13 protein-coding genes are annotated in these 22293 nt (G+C 52.3%); 8 read left to right on the top strand and 5 right to left on the bottom strand.

The window, feature by feature from the left end; genetic code table 11:
- Nucleotides 1–55: 55 nt before the first annotated feature.
- Complete coding sequence (locus CA13_RS31435) at nucleotides 56–1270, top strand: ATP-grasp domain-containing protein (protein ID WP_146404087.1); 1215 nt, start codon at nucleotides 56–58, stop codon at nucleotides 1268–1270.
- Nucleotides 1271–1361: 91 nt separating this feature from the next.
- On the top strand, nucleotides 1362–2789 hold the full coding sequence (locus CA13_RS31430; protein WP_146404086.1) for a TonB-dependent receptor: 1428 nt from the start codon (nucleotides 1362–1364) through the stop codon (nucleotides 2787–2789).
- 15 nt (nucleotides 2790–2804) lie between these two features.
- On the opposite strand, the gene CA13_RS31425 is transcribed toward CA13_RS31430, so the two are convergent.
- Nucleotides 2805–3890: a 3-oxoacyl-ACP synthase III gene (locus tag CA13_RS31425; RefSeq protein ID WP_146404085.1), complete on the bottom strand. Its 1086-nt coding sequence runs from the start codon at nucleotides 3888–3890 to the stop codon at nucleotides 2805–2807.
- Between the two features lie 504 nt (nucleotides 3891–4394).
- Between CA13_RS31425 and CA13_RS31420 the strand changes: the two genes are divergently transcribed.
- The 5 genes from CA13_RS31420 (at nucleotide 4395) to hypD (ending at nucleotide 11375) form a co-directional block, all read left to right on the top strand.
- Nucleotides 4395–5147 (top strand): gamma-glutamyl-gamma-aminobutyrate hydrolase family protein, encoded by a 753-nt coding sequence (locus CA13_RS31420; protein WP_146404084.1) that lies wholly within the window; start codon nucleotides 4395–4397, stop codon nucleotides 5145–5147.
- A gap of 516 nt (nucleotides 5148–5663) precedes the next feature.
- A complete protein-coding gene (locus CA13_RS31415; protein ID WP_146404083.1) occupies nucleotides 5664–6056 on the top strand; it encodes a hypothetical protein in 393 nt (130 codons plus the stop codon).
- Nucleotides 6057–6174: 118 nt separating this feature from the next.
- Nucleotides 6175–8016 carry an SH3 domain-containing protein gene (locus CA13_RS31410; protein ID WP_146404082.1) on the top strand — a complete coding sequence of 614 codons (1842 nt, stop codon included), beginning with the start codon at nucleotides 6175–6177 and terminating at the stop codon, nucleotides 8014–8016.
- A gap of 58 nt (nucleotides 8017–8074) precedes the next feature.
- Nucleotides 8075–9022, top strand: a complete 948-nt coding sequence (locus CA13_RS31405; RefSeq protein WP_146404081.1) for a glycyl-radical enzyme activating protein — start codon at nucleotides 8075–8077, stop codon at nucleotides 9020–9022.
- Entirely contained in the window at nucleotides 9015–11375 is a 2361-nt protein-coding gene (gene hypD / locus CA13_RS31400; protein WP_146404080.1) for a trans-4-hydroxy-L-proline dehydratase, read from the top strand. Before CA13_RS31405 ends, hypD begins: the two co-directional genes overlap by 8 nt.
- Nucleotides 11376–11395: 20 nt before the next feature.
- Here hypD and aroB read toward each other — a convergent pair whose 3' ends face one another.
- The 3 genes from aroB to CA13_RS31385 form a co-directional block, all read right to left on the bottom strand.
- On the bottom strand, nucleotides 11396–12523 hold the full coding sequence (gene aroB / locus CA13_RS31395) for a 3-dehydroquinate synthase (protein WP_146404079.1): 1128 nt from the start codon (nucleotides 12521–12523) through the stop codon (nucleotides 11396–11398).
- Between the two features lie 74 nt (nucleotides 12524–12597).
- Nucleotides 12598–15651, bottom strand: a complete 3054-nt coding sequence (locus tag CA13_RS31390) for a PVC-type heme-binding CxxCH protein (protein WP_146404078.1) — start codon at nucleotides 15649–15651, stop codon at nucleotides 12598–12600.
- Between the two features lie 94 nt (nucleotides 15652–15745).
- Entirely contained in the window at nucleotides 15746–17026 is a 1281-nt protein-coding gene (locus tag CA13_RS31385) for an HD-GYP domain-containing protein (protein ID WP_146404077.1), read from the bottom strand.
- A gap of 405 nt (nucleotides 17027–17431) precedes the next feature.
- Here CA13_RS31385 and CA13_RS31380 point away from each other — a divergent pair, with 405 nt between their 5' ends.
- Complete coding sequence (locus tag CA13_RS31380; RefSeq protein ID WP_146404076.1) at nucleotides 17432–20623, top strand: DUF1553 domain-containing protein; 3192 nt, start codon at nucleotides 17432–17434, stop codon at nucleotides 20621–20623.
- A 20-nt stretch (nucleotides 20624–20643) separates the two neighbouring features.
- On the opposite strand, the gene CA13_RS31375 is transcribed toward CA13_RS31380, so the two are convergent.
- Nucleotides 20644–22116, bottom strand: coding sequence for a TolC family protein (locus tag CA13_RS31375; RefSeq protein ID WP_419195215.1), 1473 nt, complete (start codon nucleotides 22114–22116; stop codon nucleotides 20644–20646).
- Nucleotides 22117–22293 lie beyond the last annotated feature (177 nt).

Genomic DNA, 22293 nt, shown 5'->3' with positions numbered 1-22293 from the left:
TTCGCTGTTGACCACCACTCGATGCAACCCTCCCTTCGTTTTCAGACCCAATACTATGACGAATGCCTCGCGAATCATTTTGGTCGGGGCGTCCGTTCGCGCGGCAGCCGAGTCGGCAAAAAAAGCAGGGCTCGGCGTCATCGGTGTCGACCAATTCGGCGATGTCGATTGCAGGCAGTGTTGCGAGGCATTTCATTTGCTGGACGACCTTGAGCGATCACTCGATTTGACGCTGATTGAAATGTCGCGGCAATATCCCGGAGTGCCGATTCATGTCGTGGGTGGCTTTCAGACGGAGGTTACTCTTGAACGGCTAAAGCTTGGACACCGACCGGAGGGGGATGTGGTAAATGGGGATTGGCGTGATCCGGTCTGGTTGCGGTCGTTGGCTGACGATGTGGGAATGCGTTTCCCCAAAACGATTCGACCGTCCAGTGGATCGTTTGAAAGAGTATTGAAGAGCGAAGTCGGGCATGGGCGATGGCTCGTGAAACAATGGCACCGGTCCGGTGGGCTTGGCGTTCGGTGGACTTCGTCCTCGGGGGCGGATTCAAACAACCAGTATGTCCAACAGTGGATCGCAGGGCGCCGATACGGCATTACCTATTTCAGCGTCGCAGGAGAGGCCGTGTTGCTCGGGGGGGGTAGGTCGCTGCATACGCGGAAAGGGAGCTTGCCCTTTGTATACGGAGGATCGTTCGGGCCCGTTGCGTTGCCGGAACCGATTCGTCAGCGGTTGAGGTGCCTTGGGGACCATTTTGTGAATCGGACACGGTATCAAGGGCTATTTGGAGCGGACATTGTGATTGATTCACACGGTGAGTTATGGCTACTGGAAATCAATGCTCGCTGGACGGCTTCGACCGAATTGATCGAGTGGGATTTGTCGCGGCGAGGTATTTGGGGCGATGATGAATCGTTGATTGGATGGGTTCATGCGATGCAAACAATCTCGGCGGACAATAAAGCATCCCTACTAGATCGGATAAAGCAAGTTGGTCAAACCCTTGAGGGGCAAACGGAGCAGAGAACAATGCTCAAAAAAGTGGTCTTTGCGAGTCATTCGGGGGTGTTTCGAAGCGGCAGAGTGACTATGCGGCTACCCAACCCGATGCAAATTCGTGACCTGCCCAAAGAGGGAACTCACGTTGAGAAAGGCTCGCCAATCGTGAGCCTAATTGTTCCGTGGTCAGAAATCTCGTCCCTTCGACGGGTGAAAGAAACGATTGGTGCAGCGAGATCGATTCGTGATTCGGTTCAACAGGGGTAGTCCCCAAGAGGCCGAATTGTGCTTGTTTCATTGGCAACCTAGAATTCGCTTCCGCCGTTTTTCTCATCGCCCTATTCTAGGATGCAACGTCATGCAACGAAGCTCGTCTGTCAACCAAACGATTGAAGTTATCGACACACATAAGAAGGCGCTCGATGTCAATTTAGACCCCCGGCGATACGGCACGTTTGCGGAAATTGGTGCGGGCCAGGAGGTCGTCCGGTGGTTTTTTCGCGTTGGCGGTGGTGCCGGGACAATTGCCAAGAGTATTTCGGCGTATGACATGAAGGTCAGCGACGCGATCTATGGCCGAGCATCGAGGTACGTTTGTCGAGAACGGTTGCAGGCGATGCTCGACTACGAGCATGAATTGAATATTGATCGGCTCCGCGACGCGCGAGGCGACACAACCACTTTCTTTGCGTTTGCGGACACGGTTTCGGCTCGAAATTTCCAAGGGTCCAACGAATGCCATGGTTGGATGGGGATTAAATTCCAAGCCCATCCGCGCGACGAAGACAGCCAAATCATTATCCATGTTCGGATGTTGGATGTCGAAGCGGCACTGCAACAAGAAGCACTCGGGATTGTCGGGGTCAATTTGGTGTATGGAGCGTTCAACCTACACCACGAACCCGAAATGTTGGTCGATTCACTGCTAGATGGTTTGTCGACTTCACGAATTGAAATCGACATGATCGAGTTCTCGGGGATCGAGTTTCGGCATGTCGACAACCGTCTAATGAGTCTGAAATTGGTCGAACGTGGTCTGACGGGGGCTGCGATGTTTTCGGCGGATGGCGACGTCCTACAACCGTCAGAGTTTTTCTATCGCAAACCAATCTTGGTCGAACGCGGCAGCTTTCGTCCGGTTTGCAATGTCAATTTGGACATGCTCCGCTGCGCCCGCGAAAAGTTCACTGAACTTCCAAGTGTGAAGGGAAAGGAATTGATCCAGGTGATGGAGATCACGATGAATAATTTAAAATCAGAAGGTGAGATCGACATGCGTGATTTTCTCGCTCGAGCCGACGCAATGGCCTCGTGCGGCATGCCAGTGCTGATCTCGGATTATTTTCAGTACTATCGGCTAGCTACCTATTTGTCGCGTTGTACGAAAGAAACGATCGCGATCGCGATGGGGGCTGCGAGTCTGTTGGATCTATTTGATGAAAAGTACTACACCAATCTGGCCGGCGGCGTATTGGAGTCGTTTGGGCGATTATTTAAGAAAGACTTGAAGGTCTACTGTTATCCGCTACTGAATCGACAAACGGGTGAATTGACCACCTGTGACAATCTGGAAATCAAGCCAGAGCTTCAACAGCTTTACGGCTACTTGAAGGATCGAGGCGGCATCGTTGCTCTGGATAACTACTCACCCGAATGTTTGTCGATCTTCTCTCGGGACGTTTTGGAACGAATCAAGCAAGCGGATGATCGCTGGGAAACCATGGTCCCCGCCTGCGTCGCCGACGTGATCAAGTCGAGGCGTTATTTCGGTTATCAGCCGCAGTAAACTCGGGACGGAGCACTACTTGTCAATGTCGCTGATGTTCCCACTAAGAGCGGTTTCGCCCCATTTTGCTGACAGCATTACACTGTTAATACCCGAGCCGATTCCAAGCATCGCTACGCGATCACCCCTAGAAAGCTCGCGGCGCGCGGCCGCAGCGGCGAGTGTTAACGGTAAGGCGACCGACCCGGTGTTGCCTAATTTTGGAAACGTCACACTATCCGTACCGGTTTGCAAACCCATTGCGTCGAGCATCGCTACGCGGTGACGCGAACCGACTTGGTGGCAAACGGTGCGGTCGATTTGGTCGCGAGTCCATTTCGATTCCGCTAACAGTCGTTCTAAGGCAGCGACACCCGTCGCGATTCCCTCGGCCATCAAACGCTCTGAATCGGTGTCCATCAACGGTTGCATGCCCGAACCCGCGGAATCTTGGTCGCTGCGGCACAAATCGTTGAATTCGGTCCTCGCTTCGGCTACGGACGTTTCAATGCCGGTTTGCGATTTGGAGAGGCTGCGATGCGTCAACAGCCATGCACAGCTGCCTGAACCGATCGTTAATGACGCGAACGCGGGTTTGACACTCTTTCGAGTCAATGTCGTGTCGGCATTCAATTGGGCGATGGTTTGCTCAAGCAGCGGACGACTGTTTTCGGTTCCAACAACGATCCCTGCTTCGATCACGCCCGCTTGGATCATCATCGCGATTTGGACAGCGCCGTTGATCAATCCAAGGCAAGCGTTCGAAACGTCGTAGACCCAGCAATCGCGAGGCAAACCGACTTCGTGATGAACACGTGACGCCGTGGCTGGTTCAAGAAAGTCTCGGCAAACACTGGCGTGGATCAAGCAACCAATCCGACTTCGGTCCAATCCGGCTGCCTCGATGGCGCGATTGGCACTGCGAATACTTGGCTCGCTTGGCATCGTACCGGGTGCCCAAACGCGTCGTTCGTCGATTCCGCTCATCAACCCTAGCCGGCCTTCGGGCAGTTTGAGACGCGAATAAAGAGGTGATAGTTTTTTCTCAATTTGTTCGCTCGTCCAAATTTCATTGGGAATCTCCGTCCCAATGGATTCTAGGCATACGTTGGTGAATTGCATCCTTGGTCCTAAGTCGTTGTCTGCGTTGATGTTGACGCCATTTATATCGATTTAGTGGCTGATTGAGAACCATCCTCAATAGCGAGCTTGCTAGCAAAAAACGCCAATGCTAGCACTGTGGGTAGTGCTAGCGGACGCGTTTTTTCACTACGTAGCAAAGAATGTTTGACGGATAACTCAACGGTCTTACATTTCTTCGCATCGCCGGTGACACATCGTGTATCACCAATGGCGGTAAAGCAACGGCGACCGGAGTGAGCGATTAACGCTGCTAAGAATCGTCGAAACATCAAGATGGGTTGAAAGCCAAGATGGCGCTCACTGACCTCTCCTCGATTCGCTTCGCACGAACATGCCGGTTGACCCCAGAGTCGCTGTCGCATTTGTTGCATTGGGCGAAGTTCTCTTTTTCTTTCTCTCGTTTGCTTACCGTCAACCTCCAATGCGAACAGATTCTCGCAACGGATTTCTTATTACTCGCGAACTTCGAAGAGGACCTTTCGGATGACGTGTAAACCATTAATCGGCTTGAATGCTGACTTCCGTGCTGCTGCCCGTAACGTGCCCGCGTACAGTTACATTGCTGCAGGATACTTTCAGTCGATTATTGCAGCGGGAGGGATTCCCGTGGTGCTTCCCCCGATGGATGATCCCGAATCGATTCGAACGGCTTTGGATGCGCTCCATGGCTTTGTCATGATTGGGGGGGCGGACTTAGATCCGCGAAACGATGGTTTTATGTTACATCCTTCGGTACGACCGTTGGATTCGCTCCGTGAAACCAGCGACCGACTTTTGATCGCTGATATTGCCGAACGAAGATTGCCTGTGCTCGGAATTGGCACAGGAATGCAGCTACTCAACGTGCATCAGGGTGGCAACCTGTTCTTGCACATCAAGGAAGACCTTCCTAGTGCCGTACCACATCACGATCCTCAGGATCCAAACCATCGTCACACCTTGAGCGTCGAAAGCGATTCCCTGATCGGACGTGTTTACGGTGACGGCGAAATTCGTGTCAGTAGCCGACATCACATGGCTATCGACGAAGTCGCACCTGGATTCCGCGTGACCGCAAAATGTCCTGATGGCGTGATCGAAGCGATCGAGAGCGAGATGATGGATTGGTTCGCACTGGGAACTCAATTCCATCCTGAGTGTAGTGCCGCTTCGGCATTGGATATTCGCATTTTTGAAGAGTTCATTGACGGCGTTCGTGACCGCATGAATGCGGAAGATCTCCGCCTGGTTGCTTAATAATCGTTTTGCTCTGAATGATAAAAATAATGGAGGATCGGGTCGCATTGTCAAGACACAGTGGTCTTGACAACGCCGAAGCCGAGGATGAAAACAGACGCACGGAATCGCTTTCTGTTTTCTGTAACCGAACACATGGATGTGTCAGTTAGGAAAAGTAACAACTCATTGGAGTGCCAATTTTTTCAGGAATCACTCAAATCACGCGGATGGATTCGCGACTAATAAGAGGCAAGATGTCTCGACGTTTTGAGTGGGAATGGAAACATTTGGCAATCGCCTGCCAGGACGGGAGGTGACTTATGCATCGGAAGCAACGAGACCATTGGATTGAAACTTTGACTAAATGAAATTGTCACGGCTGACAATGAGGCCGGACGTGCGCCGAGTTGAGGCACGTCCGGCTTCTTTTTTGTATACCCACGTTCCATTGGTTCCCTTGCGAGGCTAGGATTCATGGCAGTGAATGGCTGTTAGCGAAAACGGCTGATTATCTCGTTAGGAATTCTATCTTTTATGTCTCGCGTTGCGATTGTTTTCGGTTTGCTACTGTGCGGTTTGACCATCGCTGGGTTGATCGTTTCGATCCACAAGATGCCTTCACAGTTCTTCCCGATGATGTTGGGGGTACCGATTCTGTTCTGTGGCGTGGTGGGGCTGAACCCTCATCGTCGCCGCGTGTCGATGCAAGTCGCTGCGATGATCGCCGCTGTAGGGATGCTCACCGGTGGTAGCAACGCGGTATTGAGTATGACGCGAATCATGCACGGGGTTGCCGTCAATCCGATTGCACTGCGAATTGTGTTTTCCGCGGCGGTACTGTGCTTGGTCTTTCTACTCTGCAGTATCGTTTCGTTTCTGCGAAATCGTGCAGAAAACCGCGGAATGCGAACAGCGGTTGCGAAGTAGCCTGTTGGTCTACTAATCTCGGATGCTGCCTGTTTCGCTCTTGTCTTGGGTGGCAAAAACAAGCTACGAAGCACTCTCTAACTACCGAAATTTCGTGTTCGTTCAGAGAGATATCCCAATGGGATCGCAGATTTGCACTCGCGTCCTCGCCTTCTTGACTGTCACTCTCGCCATCGCGTTTGGCTTTTCCAAGCCGGTCACAGCCGATGACGGTAGCTTGGCGACCGAGCCATTCGTGGTGTTTGTTGCTCAAGAAGAAGCCTACACCCGATGCGGGCCTTCGGACGAATACTATCGGACGGATCCGTTGCGATATGGCCAAGAATTGGAAGTCTACGTTGAAACTGCCGATGGTTGGCTTGGCGTTCGTCCTCCCGAAAACAGCTTCTGTTGGGTGCCCGCAGACGCGATCGAATTGGCTTCCGATAGCGAGACCGGGGTCGTAATCGAAGACCGGACGGTGGCTTGGATTGGCACGCATTTGGGGCGCGCTCGTCAATACCGTTGGCAAGTTCAATTGGCCAAAGGAGAGCCGCTCACGATCATCGGACGCAGCGAACGTGAAGGGCCCGATGGACCACGATTGTGGTACCGCGTCGTGCCACCGTCAGGGGAATTCCGTTGGGTCCATACCGAGCAAGTCGCAGCAAGCGCTGAAGCGTTGGTCGCAGCGGTTCGGCGAGCCGAAGAAAGCGAAAATGGCGACATCGAGTTTTTGCCCGGGGGATCGAATCATCGTGACGATTCGATTGCAAACGCAGCGATTGCAAACGCAGCGATTGCAACCGTTCCGACGCCTCCGCGAGATGTTGATGCCCGCAGCGAGGATTCACGACGAGCAGACGACCGAATTGCATCGGATGATTTTTCAAATGAATCGTCTCGATCGTCATCTCGACGAACCGAGCGGAACCGAAACTTGTCACCCGTTTCATACGAAGACACACCGATGCTTCGCGATGCTCCGGGGCTTTCGCATGCAGAACACGGTACTGGCGTCGAACCGATCGGCAGTGGTCTAAACCAGCAGTGGCAATCGAATCCAACTAGCGAAGGGGTGGGCCCATCGCTTTCTTCAGCCGAGTTCATCGGTCGGCCGCGATTTCAGGACATTGATGCGGGCGTACGTCAAATTGGCAAAGGACTCTTAGAGCCGACCGCAGCGGGACGTTCGACGGCCCCGAGCGGCATTGCTCAGGCGGGAGACGAGAATTGGGTGATCGGTTCGCTACATGGCCGCTCAAACGGTACGGTGGCACAAGTTTCGAATCAGCAACCGATTACGCTACCAATCTCGCAACCGGCGATTCAGCCGCGGCAACCGAACGTCAACAACCAACCTTTGGCGACTCGCTATGTCGATGCCAATTTGGTAACCCAAGTGGAATCCGAAGTGCGCGGGGCGGATATCGAAAAGCTGAGTTTGATGTTGTCTCGTATGATGGCACAAAGCGCTTCGGCAGCGGAGGTATGGCCGCTTTCGCAAGCTGCACAAACGCTTGCCGCGTCCACGCCCGATCAAGTCGTTGGTGGACGGGCACGATTGCTGGCTGAGCGAGCTGAGCAATATCGACGCGTTGCCGAGCGACGTGACGGAAACACCGTCGTTCGTGGCCGAACCGCGCCTGCGATTCCTGTAGCACCTGTATCTGGTGTAGCACCCGTATCGCTGGGCGTCCCTTCGATTGCCCCAAGCTCGGAGACTGGTGTACCAGCGGCCCCAAACCAGTTGACTCAAAGCGGTTTCTTAGTCCAGGTTTACTCGGCACGAAAAGACAGTCCGCCCTTTGCACTGACTGACAACGGTGGCCGAACGATTGCCTACGTGACTCCTACGCCCGGGGTCAATTTGCGGATGCACCTGAATAGCGAGATTCAAGTTCAAGGCGTGCAAACGTACCTGCGAGGCTTGAATACTCCGCACATTATTGCTTCGCATGCGCTTCGTGCGTCCCAATAGGGTGAATTTTTCGCTAAGATTGTATTATCAAATACGGTCTTAGGATTCTTATCATTCCATGAATAACGCCAACGTCGCTTCGGCGATCGTGTTCAATATTCAACGCTATTCCATCCACGATGGGCCCGGAATCCGTACGACCATTTTTATGAAGGGGTGCCCGCTCGATTGTTGGTGGTGCCATAATCCTGAAAGTCGCGATCGAAAAGCTGCGATTTTTATGTTCGCCGATCGGTGTATCGGCTGCGAAACCTGTTTGAAGGTCTGTCCCGAAGACGTTGCCGAACCACTCGATTGGAACCCCGCCGGGCTTGCCGATCCATTGAAATGCACTCTTTGTGGAACGTGTGCGGATCAGTGTCCAACGGACGCTCGAACGATCGTTGGCAACGCTTACGACGTCGATGCATTGATGCGAGAGATTGACAAAGATCAGGTCTTCTACGACGAATCAGGTGGCGGAGTAACGTTCTCGGGTGGCGATCCACTTGGGTCGCGACAAAATGCCGCATTTTTGATTTCGTGCCTTCAAGCATGTGGTGAGCGAGGATACCATCGCGCCGTCGATACGGCCGGATTCACAACGTCGCAAACGATTCAGGCAGTCGCACCGCTAACGGATTTGTTCTTGTACGATCTGAAATTGTTGGATGACGAGAGGCATCGAAAGTATGTTGGCGTCAGCAACCAAACCATTTTGGACAACCTGCGAGTACTCTCCGATCTCGATGCGAACATTTGGATTCGGGTGCCGTTGATTCCAGGTATCAACGACGACCAAGCCAATATGGAAGCCACGGCGGATTTCGTCGCCTCGCTTGACCGCCCATCCTATCCCGTCTACTTGTTGCCTTATCATCGGATCGGAAGCGATAAACATCGACACTTTAAAGAGGGGTACCGATTGAAGGATCTTGATCCACCGAGCAAAGAACAAATCGTGCGGGCGGCCGAACCGTTCCTCGCTCGAAATTTGAAAGTGATAGACGGTAACGGCGATGAATGAACGCGTGCGGCGACTAAGAGAGCAGAGTGTCCAAGCGAGACCCCGTATCAGTGCCGAGCGGGCTCAGTTATTGACTCAATTCTATCGGGCCAATGAGGGGAAGCATTCCGTTCCGGTCTTGCGAGCGATGGCTTTCCGATACTTGTGTGAGCACAAGACCATCTACATTGGCGAGGAGGAATTGATTGTTGGCGAGCGTGGACCGCAGCCATCGGTGACACCGACATTTCCCGAACTTACTTGCCATAGCATCGAAGATCTGCAAATTCTCAACTCGCGTGAAAAGACAAGCTACGGTGTTCCCCCGGAAGCGATCAATGCTTACCGCGATGAAGTGATTCCGTATTGGCGAGGCCGGTCGATCCGTGATCGTGTCTTCCCGCTATTGCCTGATTCGTGGCATGATGCTTATGAGGCGGGCGTTTTTACCGAATTTATGGAGCAACGAGCTCCGGGGCATACGGTTGCGGATGGAAAACTTTACACCAAAGGACTTGTCGACTTCCAACGAGAAATTTCCGAGTCCTTGTCGTGTCTTGACTATTTGAACGATACGGAGGCGTTTGAAAAACGTGAGCAGTTGACGGCCATGACAATCGCAGCCGATGCAGCAATTCTATTTGCAAAGCGTCACGCCGTCTTGGCTCGCGAATTGGCGGAACAATCGACCGACCCAACGCGAAAAGCCGAATTGGAACGAATCGCGACGGTCTGTGATCACGTTCCTGAAAATGCACCGCGTAATTTCTATGAAGCTCTGCAAGCTTATTGGTTTTATCACCTTGGGGTAATCACGGAACTCAATGGATGGGATTCCTTTAATCCAGGGCATTTGGATCACCACCTTTGGCCGTTTTACCAGCGCGAACTCGCCAGCGGAACACTCGATCGTGATTCCGCAAAAGAGCTTTTGGAGTGTTGGTGGGTCAAATTTAATAACCACCCTGCGCCGCCCAAAGTGGGCGTGACGGCAGCCGAAAGCGGGACCTACACCGACTTTGCAAACATCAATCTTGGCGGAATACGTCGGGATGGCAGCGATGCCGTCAATGATGTTTCCTACTTGTTGCTGGAAGTGATTGACGAGATGCATGTCTTGCAACCGAGCAACAATATCCAGTTGTCGCGAAAAAATCCCGATCGGTTTGTCAAAGCAGCAGCGAAAGTAATCCGCAAAGGCTACGGATTTCCTTCGGTATTTAACGCCGACGGCGTGGTCGAGCAATTGCTGCGACAAGGCAAAAGTGTTGAGGATGCCAGGGAGGGTGGAACAAGCGGTTGCGTCGAATCGGGAGCATTCGGTAAAGAGGCTTACGTTTTAACCGGCTACTTTAACCTGGTGAAAATTCTAGAATTAACGCTTCACAACGGTTTTGACCCGCGGACAAAAAAGCAGCTTGGACCCACCACTGGTGATCCGCGATCATTTACCACCTTTGACGAACTGTTCTCGGCTTGGCAACAACAAGTCGATCACTTTGCCGAGCTTAAACTAAAAGGCAACTACATTTTCGAGCAGATGTACGCACGAAATGCGCCGGCTCCGTTTCTATCGGTCATTACCGATGACTGTATACGAAAAGGAAAAGATTATAACGCCGGCGGTGCTCGCTATAACACGAGCTATATCCAAGGTGTTGGTATTGGCAGCCTAAGCGACTGTTTCGCGGCGATTGATATGCATGTTTATCAAAACCAAACGGTCAGCATGGACGAGTTACTCGCGCAATTGTCACGGGATTTTGATGGCGGTGAGAAGCTTCGTCAAACGCTACTGAACAAAACGCCCAAGTATGGCAATGACTGCGACGAAGTCGATCGAATCATGGTGCGTTGTTTTGACGCGTTTTTCCAATCTATCGATGGTCGGCCAAACAGTCGTGGTGGCGAGTATCACATTGATATGTTGCCGACGACCTGTCACGTTTACTTTGGCGCGGTCACGGGCGCAAGTCCGGATGGCCGCCGAGCTGGGATGCCTCTATCGGAAGGGATTTCTCCGGTGCAAGGTGCCGATCGGATCGGGCCTACTGCGGTTTTTAAATCCGCGGCAAAGATGGATCATGTCAAAACGGGTGGGACGCTGCTGAATATGAAGTTCTCGCCGGATTTGTTAAAAGGCGATCAAGGCATCGAGCACATGACCCATTTGATTCGCAGCTATTTCAAAATGGATAGCCACCACGTCCAGTTTAACGTGGTGGATGTTGAGTTGCTTCGCAAAGCACAAGCCAACCCCGAGTCGCATCGCGATTTGATTGTACGTGTGGCTGGTTACAGTGATTATTTTTGCGATTTGTCGAAAGCGTTACAGGACGAAATTATCGCGAGAACCGAACACGAGTCGTTTTAGTGGAGACGATTAGGCGGGACTCAGCAACAAGCCAAAATGGCCTTTGTCACATTGGGTTCTTTGATGTCGCCAAGAAGCGTCACCGAGCCGATCCGTTCGGGAAGCACGAACCGCAGGTTGCCGTGAGAGACCTTTTTGTCTCGTTTCATTACGGGCAACATTGCATCGGGGTCTGCCGCTGCGTAGGTCGTTGGTAGACCGCATGCCTTGAGTAGTGCCGTTTGACGCTTGAGCAATTCAGCATCGCAAAGCTCTAACTCAATCGCCAAATGGGCTGCCATTTGCATGCCGATCGCGACGGCTTCGCCGTGTAGCACTTGTCCGTATCCGGCGGTTGCTTCAATGGCGTGCGCGAACGTGTGGCCATAGTTCAGTATTGCTCGCCGCCCGCTGGTTTCTCGTTCGTCTTCTCCTACGACATTCGCTTTCGAGCGACAACTTTCAGCGATTGCATATCGTACCGCATTATCGTCTCGGTCGAGTAACTTTCCCGCGTTCGCTTCGAGCCACTCAAAAAACGGTGCATCGTCAATCACGCCATATTTAACGACTTCTCCAAGTCCGCTGATGTAACTGCGGTCGGGGAGCGTTGAAAGAACGGACGTGTCGATTAGGACAAGCGAAGGTTGCCAAAACGCTCCGACCATGTTTTTCGCGGTAGGCAAATTAATCCCGGTCTTGCCCCCAACGCTGCTGTCGACCATCGCCAATAGTGTCGTTGGAACTTGAATAAACCGAATCCCGCGAGTGAACGTGGCAGCGGCAAAGCCCGCAAGGTCGCCAATGACGCCGCCGCCGATGGCGATTACCACACTGCGGCGGTCGGCGGAACTTTCAAGCATCCATTGCCAAAGCGTATCGAGTTGCCCGATCGATTTACTCGTTTCGCCTGATGGTACCGCGATCAAGTTGACTCGGATGTCATCGCCTGAGGGCGTTTTTTGTTTTGCTATTGAAGAAGCGATCGTCATCGCCCAAGGATTCTCGACCGCCGCGTCAGCGATAACCAATGCGTGCGTCAGGTCACCGAGTGAAGCGAGGATCGAATCGCTAAAAGTATCAATACTTTCAGTGCCAATTTCGATCTTGTAACTACGGTCACCTAGAGAAACGTCAATTGAATGGACTTCAGAGGAAGGCGAAGGCATAAAAAAATTCCGGTAGGACAAAGAGTGCGAAGAAGGAAGGTTACACGATCGGTCGTCTGTTGACAAAAGGGATCTCACGAGCGACTGAGGTAACCAATGAGATCCCGGACTTCATCTGCCGTAAGCGTTTCGATCAACCCCTCAGGCATCGGTGATTTGTCGGTCAATTTTTGAAACTCGATCGTATCTACATCGATGGTCATTGACTCAGTATTGGTGTGAATTGTCATTGTTCGGTCCGATTGATCGGTCACCAATCCGTTGATCACTCGCCCGTCGTCCAGCAGCACGATTGTCATCCGATAATTCTTATCCACCACGCCACTGGGATCGACAATATTGCTAAGCAAGTAGTCAAGGTTCGAGCGGTCAGCCCCCGACATGTCGGGGCCGACATTCCCTCCCTCGCCAAAGAGTCGATGGCAATTTTGGCAATGTTTAACGAACAGCGATCGGCCATGGACAAGATCTGCGGAATCGAGATGCTCAGGCGTCAGCAACTGTTTAGCGTCTTCGATTTGTTTTCGTTTCGCTTCCGGCGTGTCGTGAACTTGGCCCCAAACTTCGCCCAGTCGTTGGTTGAGGCTTTCGTCACGCATGCTTTGGATTTGGCGAACCTGGAATGCGGATAGATCGCTGCGTGGGATTTTTCCTTTGTCGATCGCATCGAGCAATTCGCTTGCGAACGATTTGCGGCTCGATAATAGCGAGATGATTTGTGGGCGATCGGGGCCGCGAAAGGCGTTGTACCGGCCAATCAGGCGTTTTGCAATTTGGGGGTCGTCAAAGCGTGCCAAGCCTGTCGCGGCAAGGACATTCATGCGCGCGTCAGACAGCAATTTTTCGCAGATCGATTGCACTGCTTCATCTTCGCTTTGAATCAAGCTTTGAAGCGCTGACAATCGGATGTCATAAGACAACGGCTGGTCCGGGTTCTCAGACGTTCCGATCGCGATTTTCCGTAAGCTCTCAAGCGTGCGGCCATCGCCAAAAACAGCACTCAATTCGCGAATCAAAGACTGAAGTTGGGGTGATTCCAAAGCCGCGATCTTGACCCAAGCGCTCGGTTGAGGTGCAGTTTTCCAACCACGCAACCCTTCGGCGACGCCCTCTAAAACCGTCTGCTGCTTTTGAGTTGAATCGATTTTCGCCACCTGTGATAACAGCGACTCCAACGCTTCGGGTTGTCGCTCGATCTCTTCGGCCAAACAACGAGCAATCAACCGAAGTGTAGTGGGCAGTTGGCATTGCATTGCAACGGGGACTAAATCGGTCGCATCGTGCTGGGCAACCGGAATCAATCCGTACCAAATCATTAATGGCAAATTGTGGTCCGAAGCATCTTCGGCATGGGCGACCAGCGGGATGGCTAGCGAAGCACGGTCAGCAACGGCGAGCCTCTGAAGGGCTGACGCGAGCGCCAAACGAACTTGGCTGGCATCTTCTTCACGAGCCATTCGGAGGAAATGCTTTCGTAGATCCGTTGACTGCTCATGGACCGATATGTCGTTCGTATTGCCTTTCCAATCGGGGCCATAGCAATCGTCGATGGGCCAAGTTTCAGTCAATAAGCGGATCGCCCAACATCGTACATAAGGATTGGTGTGATTGAGTTTTTCGGTAAGGTAGTCACGATTAGCGGCACCGCAGACATGCAGAGTCAAGAGCGATTGAACGGCCACCGACGCATCCGATTGCTCGTCACCAAGATTGCGTTGTAGCAATTCGAAGGTTTCCGATAAATCCACTCCCGCAGCCGATCGGCGGATACATTCCAAGCGAGCTTGACGACGTTTCCATTGGTTTCCGTCGTTGTGAGCGTCGGCCAAGTCACGTTCGGTCCATGTTCGCAGATCCATTAGCGGTGGTTGCGGGGTATCCCCGTAAGCGATTTTGAAGATTCGGCCACTTTCGCGGTGAACGCCCGATTGTTCGTGACATTCGCCTGTATCCGACCAATCGATGACAAAGACGTTTCCGTCCGGGCCCGGGCAAAGGTCCATGCCACGGAACCATGGATCGCCGGATAAGAATGCGTCGTCGTCGTGCCGGAGCACGTATCCGCTACCCTCTTCTTCAATCCGTTCCACGTTTGCTCGGCGACCGTGGAAATTGAGGGTAAAGAGCTTTCCGCGGTAAGACTTGGGCCAACGATCCGATTGGTAGATCATCGTGCCACAATGGGCGTGCCCTCCACCGTATTGGTTGGCAGCGCCATCGCGTGACTTACGCCAATCTTGTCCGGTGTCGAAATGCCAATGGTCCGCATGGAAATCGATCATCTCGTAGGTGCGTCGGTTTGGGTCAAGCGTAAACGGTCGTGGGTGGTGAGCGCCGGGGGTCATGTGAAATAGATGTCCAATGACCGTGTTACAGAAAAACAATTCACCAACGTCGTTCCAATCATGTCCCCACGGATTGGTGGTGCCGGCTGTCAATGTTTCAAACAGACCTTTGGTGGGATGGTATCGCCAAATTCCCCCTTCCAGTGCTGCTCGTTCGGATTGGGGTGTGCCTGGTTTTCCAATCTTCCCTGGACACGATCCTCCGCATCGTCCGTAGAGCCAACCGTCCGGTCCAAAGCGGAGGCCGTTGGCAAAGTTGTGATAGTTTTGGTTCGCAACGGTGAAGCCATCAAGCATGACTTGTCCTGGGCTATCGGGAGCATCGTCTTGATCTTTGTCCGCAATGAAAATTAACTTGGGTGGGCACATTAACCAAACGCCGCCGTGGCCGACTTCGATGCCGGTCAACATCTGAACTTCATCGGTAAACACCGTTCGCGTTTTGAAATGGTCGCCGTCGGTGTTGTCATAGATAACGACACGGTCGCGTAGATCGAGTTGAAACCGCTGCGAGCGTTCTGCGTAAGTGAAGTTTTCCGCAACCCAAAGTCGTCCGCGACTGTCCCAGGCCATCGCGATTGGGTTCATCACGTCGGGTTCGGATGCAAATTCGGATACTCTAAAACCATCAGGCAATTCAAACGATTTGGCAGCCGTGGTCGCATCCATCGCGGGCTTAGACGCTTCGGTTTCCGTATTGAAAAGAGGCGGGAATTCCGCCAAGGCGTTTGAATGAACCAGCACACAAATGAGAAGAGAATAGCAGCGGAAATAAGAATGCATCGTACCGAACGCAAATAGGGGCGAGCCAAATCGAGACCGCGCCCATTGTCACGAAAGCCGATCCTCGCCGCAAGTGTCGCTTTTGGCGGCAGTGCTAGGCTGCGGCCGGCGATTTCTTGATGCGAACAATGCTGATGCTGGGGTCTTCTTGAAGGTTGACTATCACTGGTTTGGACGCAAGCGAAGAACCCGACCACATTTCGATGATCGGCTTGTCATAGTGAGCCCCCGAGGTACGAATCGTCCGTCCGATGCAGTGGTTGCTCAATTCCACAAAACTTCCAAGTGGATGGAGCGAGGTTATTTCCAACAAGGCACGCACGACATGGGGATCAAACTTGCCAACCTTCATTTCGTTCAGAATATGTACCATGGCGTGATAGCCAAGTATCGCGACGCGGTGCGGCCGATTGGTGACCATGCCGATATAGGCATCGGCGACCGATGCGATCTTTGCCAATGCATGGATTTCCGGTCCCCTCCTGCCTCGCGGGTATCCACTTCCATCACATCGTTCATGGACTTGGTAAGCGACCATTTTTGAGTCCATCGAAATCTGTTCACCAAATTTTGCAATCACCTCCGCTCCGCGAATGGGGTGATCGGCGAGCAACTTCAATTGACCGGGGCTTAGCATTTGATCATTGCCAAACATTCCGACGCCGACTGCTTTCATACCGACGTCATGGATCATGCACCCTATTCCCAGATCGATGAGGGTCGCTTGATCCAATTTCATTTGCATGCCGATCGCCATTGCCAATTGTGCAAAATGAAAACCATGTCGCGCAGGGTACTGTGTTTCGAACGGTGAGCATGCCATGCAGACAGCGGCATCAATGTCCTCAATCATCCACGTTAATATTGCCTGGCAAGCTTGGTGAAGCGATGTCGCACTGCTGGATTGGGAAGTTACCGCTTCGCTAAATATCGTTTCGATTTGGTCGATTGACTCACCGCTATCGGCGGCCCAAGCGAGAGTTAGCTCTTTGTCATAAGGACGATTCGTAATTTTCCTGATGTTTGAATCAAAGGGACTCCCTTGAGGGGCAAGTGAGGCGGTCAGCGTGTTTTCAATCCGTTCATCTAGCATGAGCGTCTCTTGATTGATCGCATGCGATGACACGTATTGGTGTGTTGGCGGAACCGAAACACTGCGTCCCTGTGGCTTGAAGGCCGACATGACGGCAATGTCCTTCTCGGACACAACTAGCCCATTGATGTTGCGAGAATAAAGGTTCTCCAGAAAATCTTTGGTGATTGTTGTCCCTGCCGTGAGAAGCTTCACGCGGGTGTTTTCTGGGTCAGGAATATCCGACGTAAGTTTCGCGCCTTCGACCAAGGAGCCAATCGGTAGTTTGCGTTGTTTCGTCATGAGGGCAGCTTGCTAAAAAGTCGAGCGAATCAATGGAGCATGGTCACACGCTTCTGCCCCAGCAGCGAATGATCAACCGTTTCTACGTCAAAGATCGTCCTGCATTGGCAGCAGAATTAAATGCAGATGTGAATAATCGGGTTCATTCAGAGTTTTGGACACCGCCGCGATGAATGGTGCAGTTCCCAAAAGGTGACATTGCGGTAATGTCATACAATATCGGAGGGTTTGGAAGTAAATCTTGAGTTTTCACTGGTCACGGCGTATTACGCAAATGTTAATGTTTTTTAAAGAAACACGCAGTGGATTCGGCCGCACTTGGGGTCGGGGTTTCTATTACAATCTCGTTAGGCTCTGCCTCCAACTCTAGCATGCCAATATCCTCCCTCGTTCGTTTCTTGCCCTATGCGATATTTGTCCCCGCAGATTGCCCCCGCGATTTTCGTCCTGGCGATCGCTTCTTTTCTTGGTTGTTTTTCGGCACGACCCGCCATGGGAAGTGACGCCGATGTCCTCACTTACAACCAACACATTCGCCCGATTCTTGCCGACAAGTGCTTCGCTTGTCACGGCGCGGATAGTGCAACTCGCGAAGCCGGATTGCGGCTTGACATTCGCGATGAAGCGGTCGGTGCCGGAGCGATCGAACCGGGGTTGGCCGAAGCGAGTGAAATGATTTCACGCATCTATTTGGCTGACGATGACGACGGTTTGATGCCTCCAACTTCGTCGCATAAACAATTGTCAGGCGAGGAAAAGAAGACGCTTTCGCGTTGGATCGATGGTGGGGCTGTCTATCAACCTCATTGGGCGTTCATTGCACCGGAGCGAGCAAGTCTTCCGGAGGTAACGAGCGATTCCCATTGGATTCGAAATCCTATTGATCGTTTTGTTCTTGCCCGAATGCAAGCCAATGGTCTTTCGCCAGCTCCGGATGCCGACCGCCAAACGTTGGCTCGGCGTGTTGCGCTTGATATCACCGGATTGCCTCCATTGCCTGAATGGGTCGACACGTTCATGAGCGATGAATCTGCCGATGCGTACGAGAAATACATCGATCGTTTGATGGCCGAACCGACTTGGGGCGAACACCGCGCCCGCTATTGGCTTGACTACGCTCGTTATGCCGATACACACGGAATTCACTTTGACAATTATCGCGAAATTTGGGCGTATCGCGATTGGGTCATTTCAGCATTCAACGACAATCAGCCCTATGATCAATTCAGTATCGAGCAGCTTGCAGGCGACTTGCTCGATGCGCCCACTCTTGAACAGCAAATCGCAACCGGTTTTCACCGCTGCAACATGACGACAAACGAAGGGGGCATCATTGATGAAGAATACGCGGTCTTGTACGCCCGGGATCGTACCGAAACGACAGCCGCAGTTTGGCTTGGTTTGACGGTTGGTTGTGCCGTATGTCACGACCATAAGTTTGATCCCGTTTCTGCAAAAGAGTTTTATTCCCTTTCCGCGTTTTTCAATAACACGACGCAAGCGGTTCGTGACGGCAATGTTTCGAATACGCCGCCTGTGATCGAAGTGCCGATTGCGGAGGACCGCGAACGAGTGGGGGAACTCCTCGAAGCCATCTCGACGCATGAGGCGAATCTGTCTGCGATTCGTAATCGTACCAAAGCCGAATTGTCAACACTCCCTATCGTTGCATCGGAGGTTGCGGCGGGGCTTCCGATGCAAAATCAACTCGTCCTTCATGCGCCTCTTGGTGAAGGTGTTGGCAACACGACCAATGTTTTGTTTGCTGGGCAATTGCACCCCGTCTCGGCTAAGGGGACTGTTCTTTGGAATGACGGTTATACACAAACCAAAGCTTTCGCGGGTGCCAATGAGGCGTTATTTGTAATTGACGACGCCGGTGACTTTGAGTTCAAAGACCCATTCACCGCTGCCGTTTGGGTTTATCCTCAAAGCAGAAAGCTGAGCGGAGCCATCGTCGCACGGATGGACGAATCGCAGAAGCATCGTGGATGGGATCTTTGGTTCGACAATGGCCGAGTCGCAACTCACATTATTCACGATTGGCCTGAGAATGCGATCAAGATTGCGGCGGGAGATGCGTTGCCGGTGAATCAGTGGAGTCATGTGGCCGTTGTCAATGACGGACTCGGAAAAGCCGATGGTGTTCATCTTTATGTGAACGGAATAGAGCAAACGAATCGACAGATACTTAACGAAACGTTGGAAGCGAAGACAATTCGTACCGAGGTGCCTTTGACGATATTGCGTCGTACGCCGGGCGCGAAGAATACCGATGCTCGCGTAAATGATCTACGTCTCTACACGGCGGCTTTGAGCGAAGCGGATGTTGCTTTGCTCGCTGTCAACACACCCGCTCTTTTTGCTGCATCGATTCAATCCGAATCGCGAACGGAAGAGCAAAATAATTTGCTAGTGGATTGGTACTTGAATCACAAACAGGAAGCGTTCCTTCGTCAGTCGAAGGAATTAGAAGGCTTGAAACGTGAGCGTGAAGCGATTCGATCGCGTGGCACGATTGCCCATGTGATGAACGAAAAACCCCAGCCTGCTGTTGCTTATGTTCTAAAACGTGGCGAGTACGATCAAAGGGGGGAACAGGTAGGCCCCGACGTTCCTGCGGCGCTGCCGCGGCTTGGGGATCGTCCTCGAAACCGACTTGGTTTGGCCCAGTGGATGTTTACCAAAGAGAATCCTTTGGTGAGCCGTGTTACAGTAAATCGATTTTGGCAAGAAGTGTTTGGAACGGGATTGGTGCGTACGAGTGCGGATTTTGGGGTCATGGGCGAATTGCCAAGCCATCCGGAATTGCTCGATTATTTGGCAATTGAATTTCGCGAAAGTGGTTGGAACGTGAAGGATTTGTTTCGCATGATGCTCAGCAGTTCGACGTATCGTCAAAGTGCTCGTGTCAGCGAAGCAGGCCGTGCGATCGATATGGAAAACCGTTTGCTTGCTCAAGGACCGCGATTTCGAATGGATGCAGAGATGTTGCGTGATATGGCGCTGTGGTCGAGCGGTCAGTTGAGCACAAAGATCGGTGGACCTTCGGTACGTCCCTACCAACCCGCTGGGGTTTGGGAAGCGGTGGCGATGCCCGGAAGCTCGACCCGTAATTACGTGACTGACAAAGGCGAATCATTGTATCGACGCAGTATGTATACGTTTTGGAAAAGGGCGGCTCCTCCTGCGTCAATGGAGATACTTGGCGCCCCGAATCGCGAGGTTTGTACGATCCAACGCGAGCGGACCAATACGCCGCTTCAGGCACTCGTGACGCTCAATGATCCGCAGTTTGTCGAGGCTGCGAAAAAGCTGGCTGAGAAGACGCTGCTAGAAAATGAATCGGATGAATCTCGATTGCAATCCATCGCATCGCAGCTTTTGTCTCGGCCGTTCAAGCCGAATGAGTTGACGATTCTAAACTCGGGACTTGAGAAACTTCGGGGCCATTATGAGCAGAACCAAGAGGATGCCGAAGCGTTGTTGTCGGTCGGTGAATCTGCTGTGACCGGTTCACTATCAAAATCCGAACTTGCGGCTTGGACGATGTTGGCGAGCGAGATCTTTAACCTTGATGAGACGCTTTGCAAATGATCGCGGGGGAACCGCCTGCTTTACGGAAGTTCCAAACTGCCCGACAAAAGCATGCCATCGATTTCCGCTTCCGCAATCCTCAGCGTTTCGAGCGATTCGATATAGGCTAATCTTGTTTGGGCGTAGGTGCGTTGAACCGTTAGCAAGTTGATGAAGTTGACTTCGCCGAGTTCGTACGTTTCTCTCGTTAGTGAGAGTGTCTCAGCTGCTTTGGGGAGAATCGTTTCCCGATAGCGATCCGATTGCTCTTTGGCGTTGCGATAGCGTTCATAGACGGGGGCAAGTCGCTGTTTCAGTTGCCACTCTAGCTGAGCAAGTTCATGCTGAGCGGCTACCAATTGGTGCTGTGCCTCACAAATTGCACCTTGGTTTCGGTCGTGAATTGGAAGTGGGATCGATACGGTTATGCCTGCATCTGCGTCACCACCGATTCCATTGTCACGCCAATTTAGCAAACCGCCGACCGTGACGTTTGGTAACGGTTCGATGCGTTGGCGGTTGAGGTTGTATCGGGCTTGCTCGATAGCAGCCAAGCGAACGCCCATTTCGGGGCTCTGTACTTGGATTTTTGCCAACACATCGAGGAAATCGATCGGTGGGGTATGCGCGAACAGGTCGCCCGCAAGGGTTTCTTTGGCGAGCGACGGTTGACCGGTGACGGCCGATAAAGTCTGCCAAGCCGCAACATGACGGTTTTTTGCGTTGAGCAGAAGGATGTCGGAGGATTGGACTTCGAGTTCCGCTTGCAGCACATCGGCGCGGCTGACTTCTTTTGCTTCGAGAAGCTGCCTCGCAACGGAGAGCGCTTTTTTGCTTAACTCGACCAAATCCTCGGTGACCTCGATTTGTTTCTGTGCGCGTAGAACACGCACAAACGCAATTTCCACATCGGTCAGAACTTGTTGACGTTGGACCATTAGCATCTGCTGAAGCCGTCCCACTTCCTGTTTGGCAACACAGCGGTTGAGTTCCAACTTCTCGCTTCGGATGAACTCTTGTTCAATCATCACGCCGTATTGTTCCGCTTGTCCGTCACTGCCAAGCTGCTCGAAATCAAAGCCGATGTTTGGATTGGCTTTCAATCCGACTTGCAGGGCCCGTCCGCGACTGGCGCTGACCAACGCTTCGATGCGGCGTATCGATGGATTGGAAGCGAGTGCTAGGGCCTTTAAATGATCACGCGTCAATCCGTTTACCACGGCTGCCTGATTCACGTCCATCGGGCGATTCTGATCCGCATAGGTCCATGCGCCTGTGCTCTCGCTCTTTTCGAACTTCTCGTTTTCGTTCGATGCTTTGTTTTCGCTTGCTTGGTCGAAAACGACCACCGGCGTGGGCAAGTCGGCGTAAAGGTTTGCGAGGTCAATGGTCAGTTGGCAGCCAAAAACGCTACAAGAGATGATCAACATGAAACGGTTGATTCGCTTGCATCGAGTTTTGTATTGTCGATCGAGTTGCGATGGCGGCTCAATCCGGTTTTTACTTCGTATCATCGGTTTGCATTTCATCGTTAATTCGAGACGGTTCGGGCTGACTGCGTTGTCCCTTTCCATCGGCAGAGCTAGTAAACGCAGTACAATCCGACTCTGTCGTGATGCATAGAAGCTACAAACGACAAAATCGGAAATTCGTTTTTTGCCGTAGAATTCGATGCACGCTGGCTAGAAACA

The organism is Novipirellula herctigrandis (genome assembly GCA_007859835.1).
Classification (GTDB): domain Bacteria; phylum Planctomycetota; class Planctomycetia; order Pirellulales; family Pirellulaceae; genus Novipirellula_A; species Novipirellula_A herctigrandis.
Note: the sequence above shows the minus strand (reverse complement) of the source record. Positions and strands in the feature narration are given on the sequence as shown.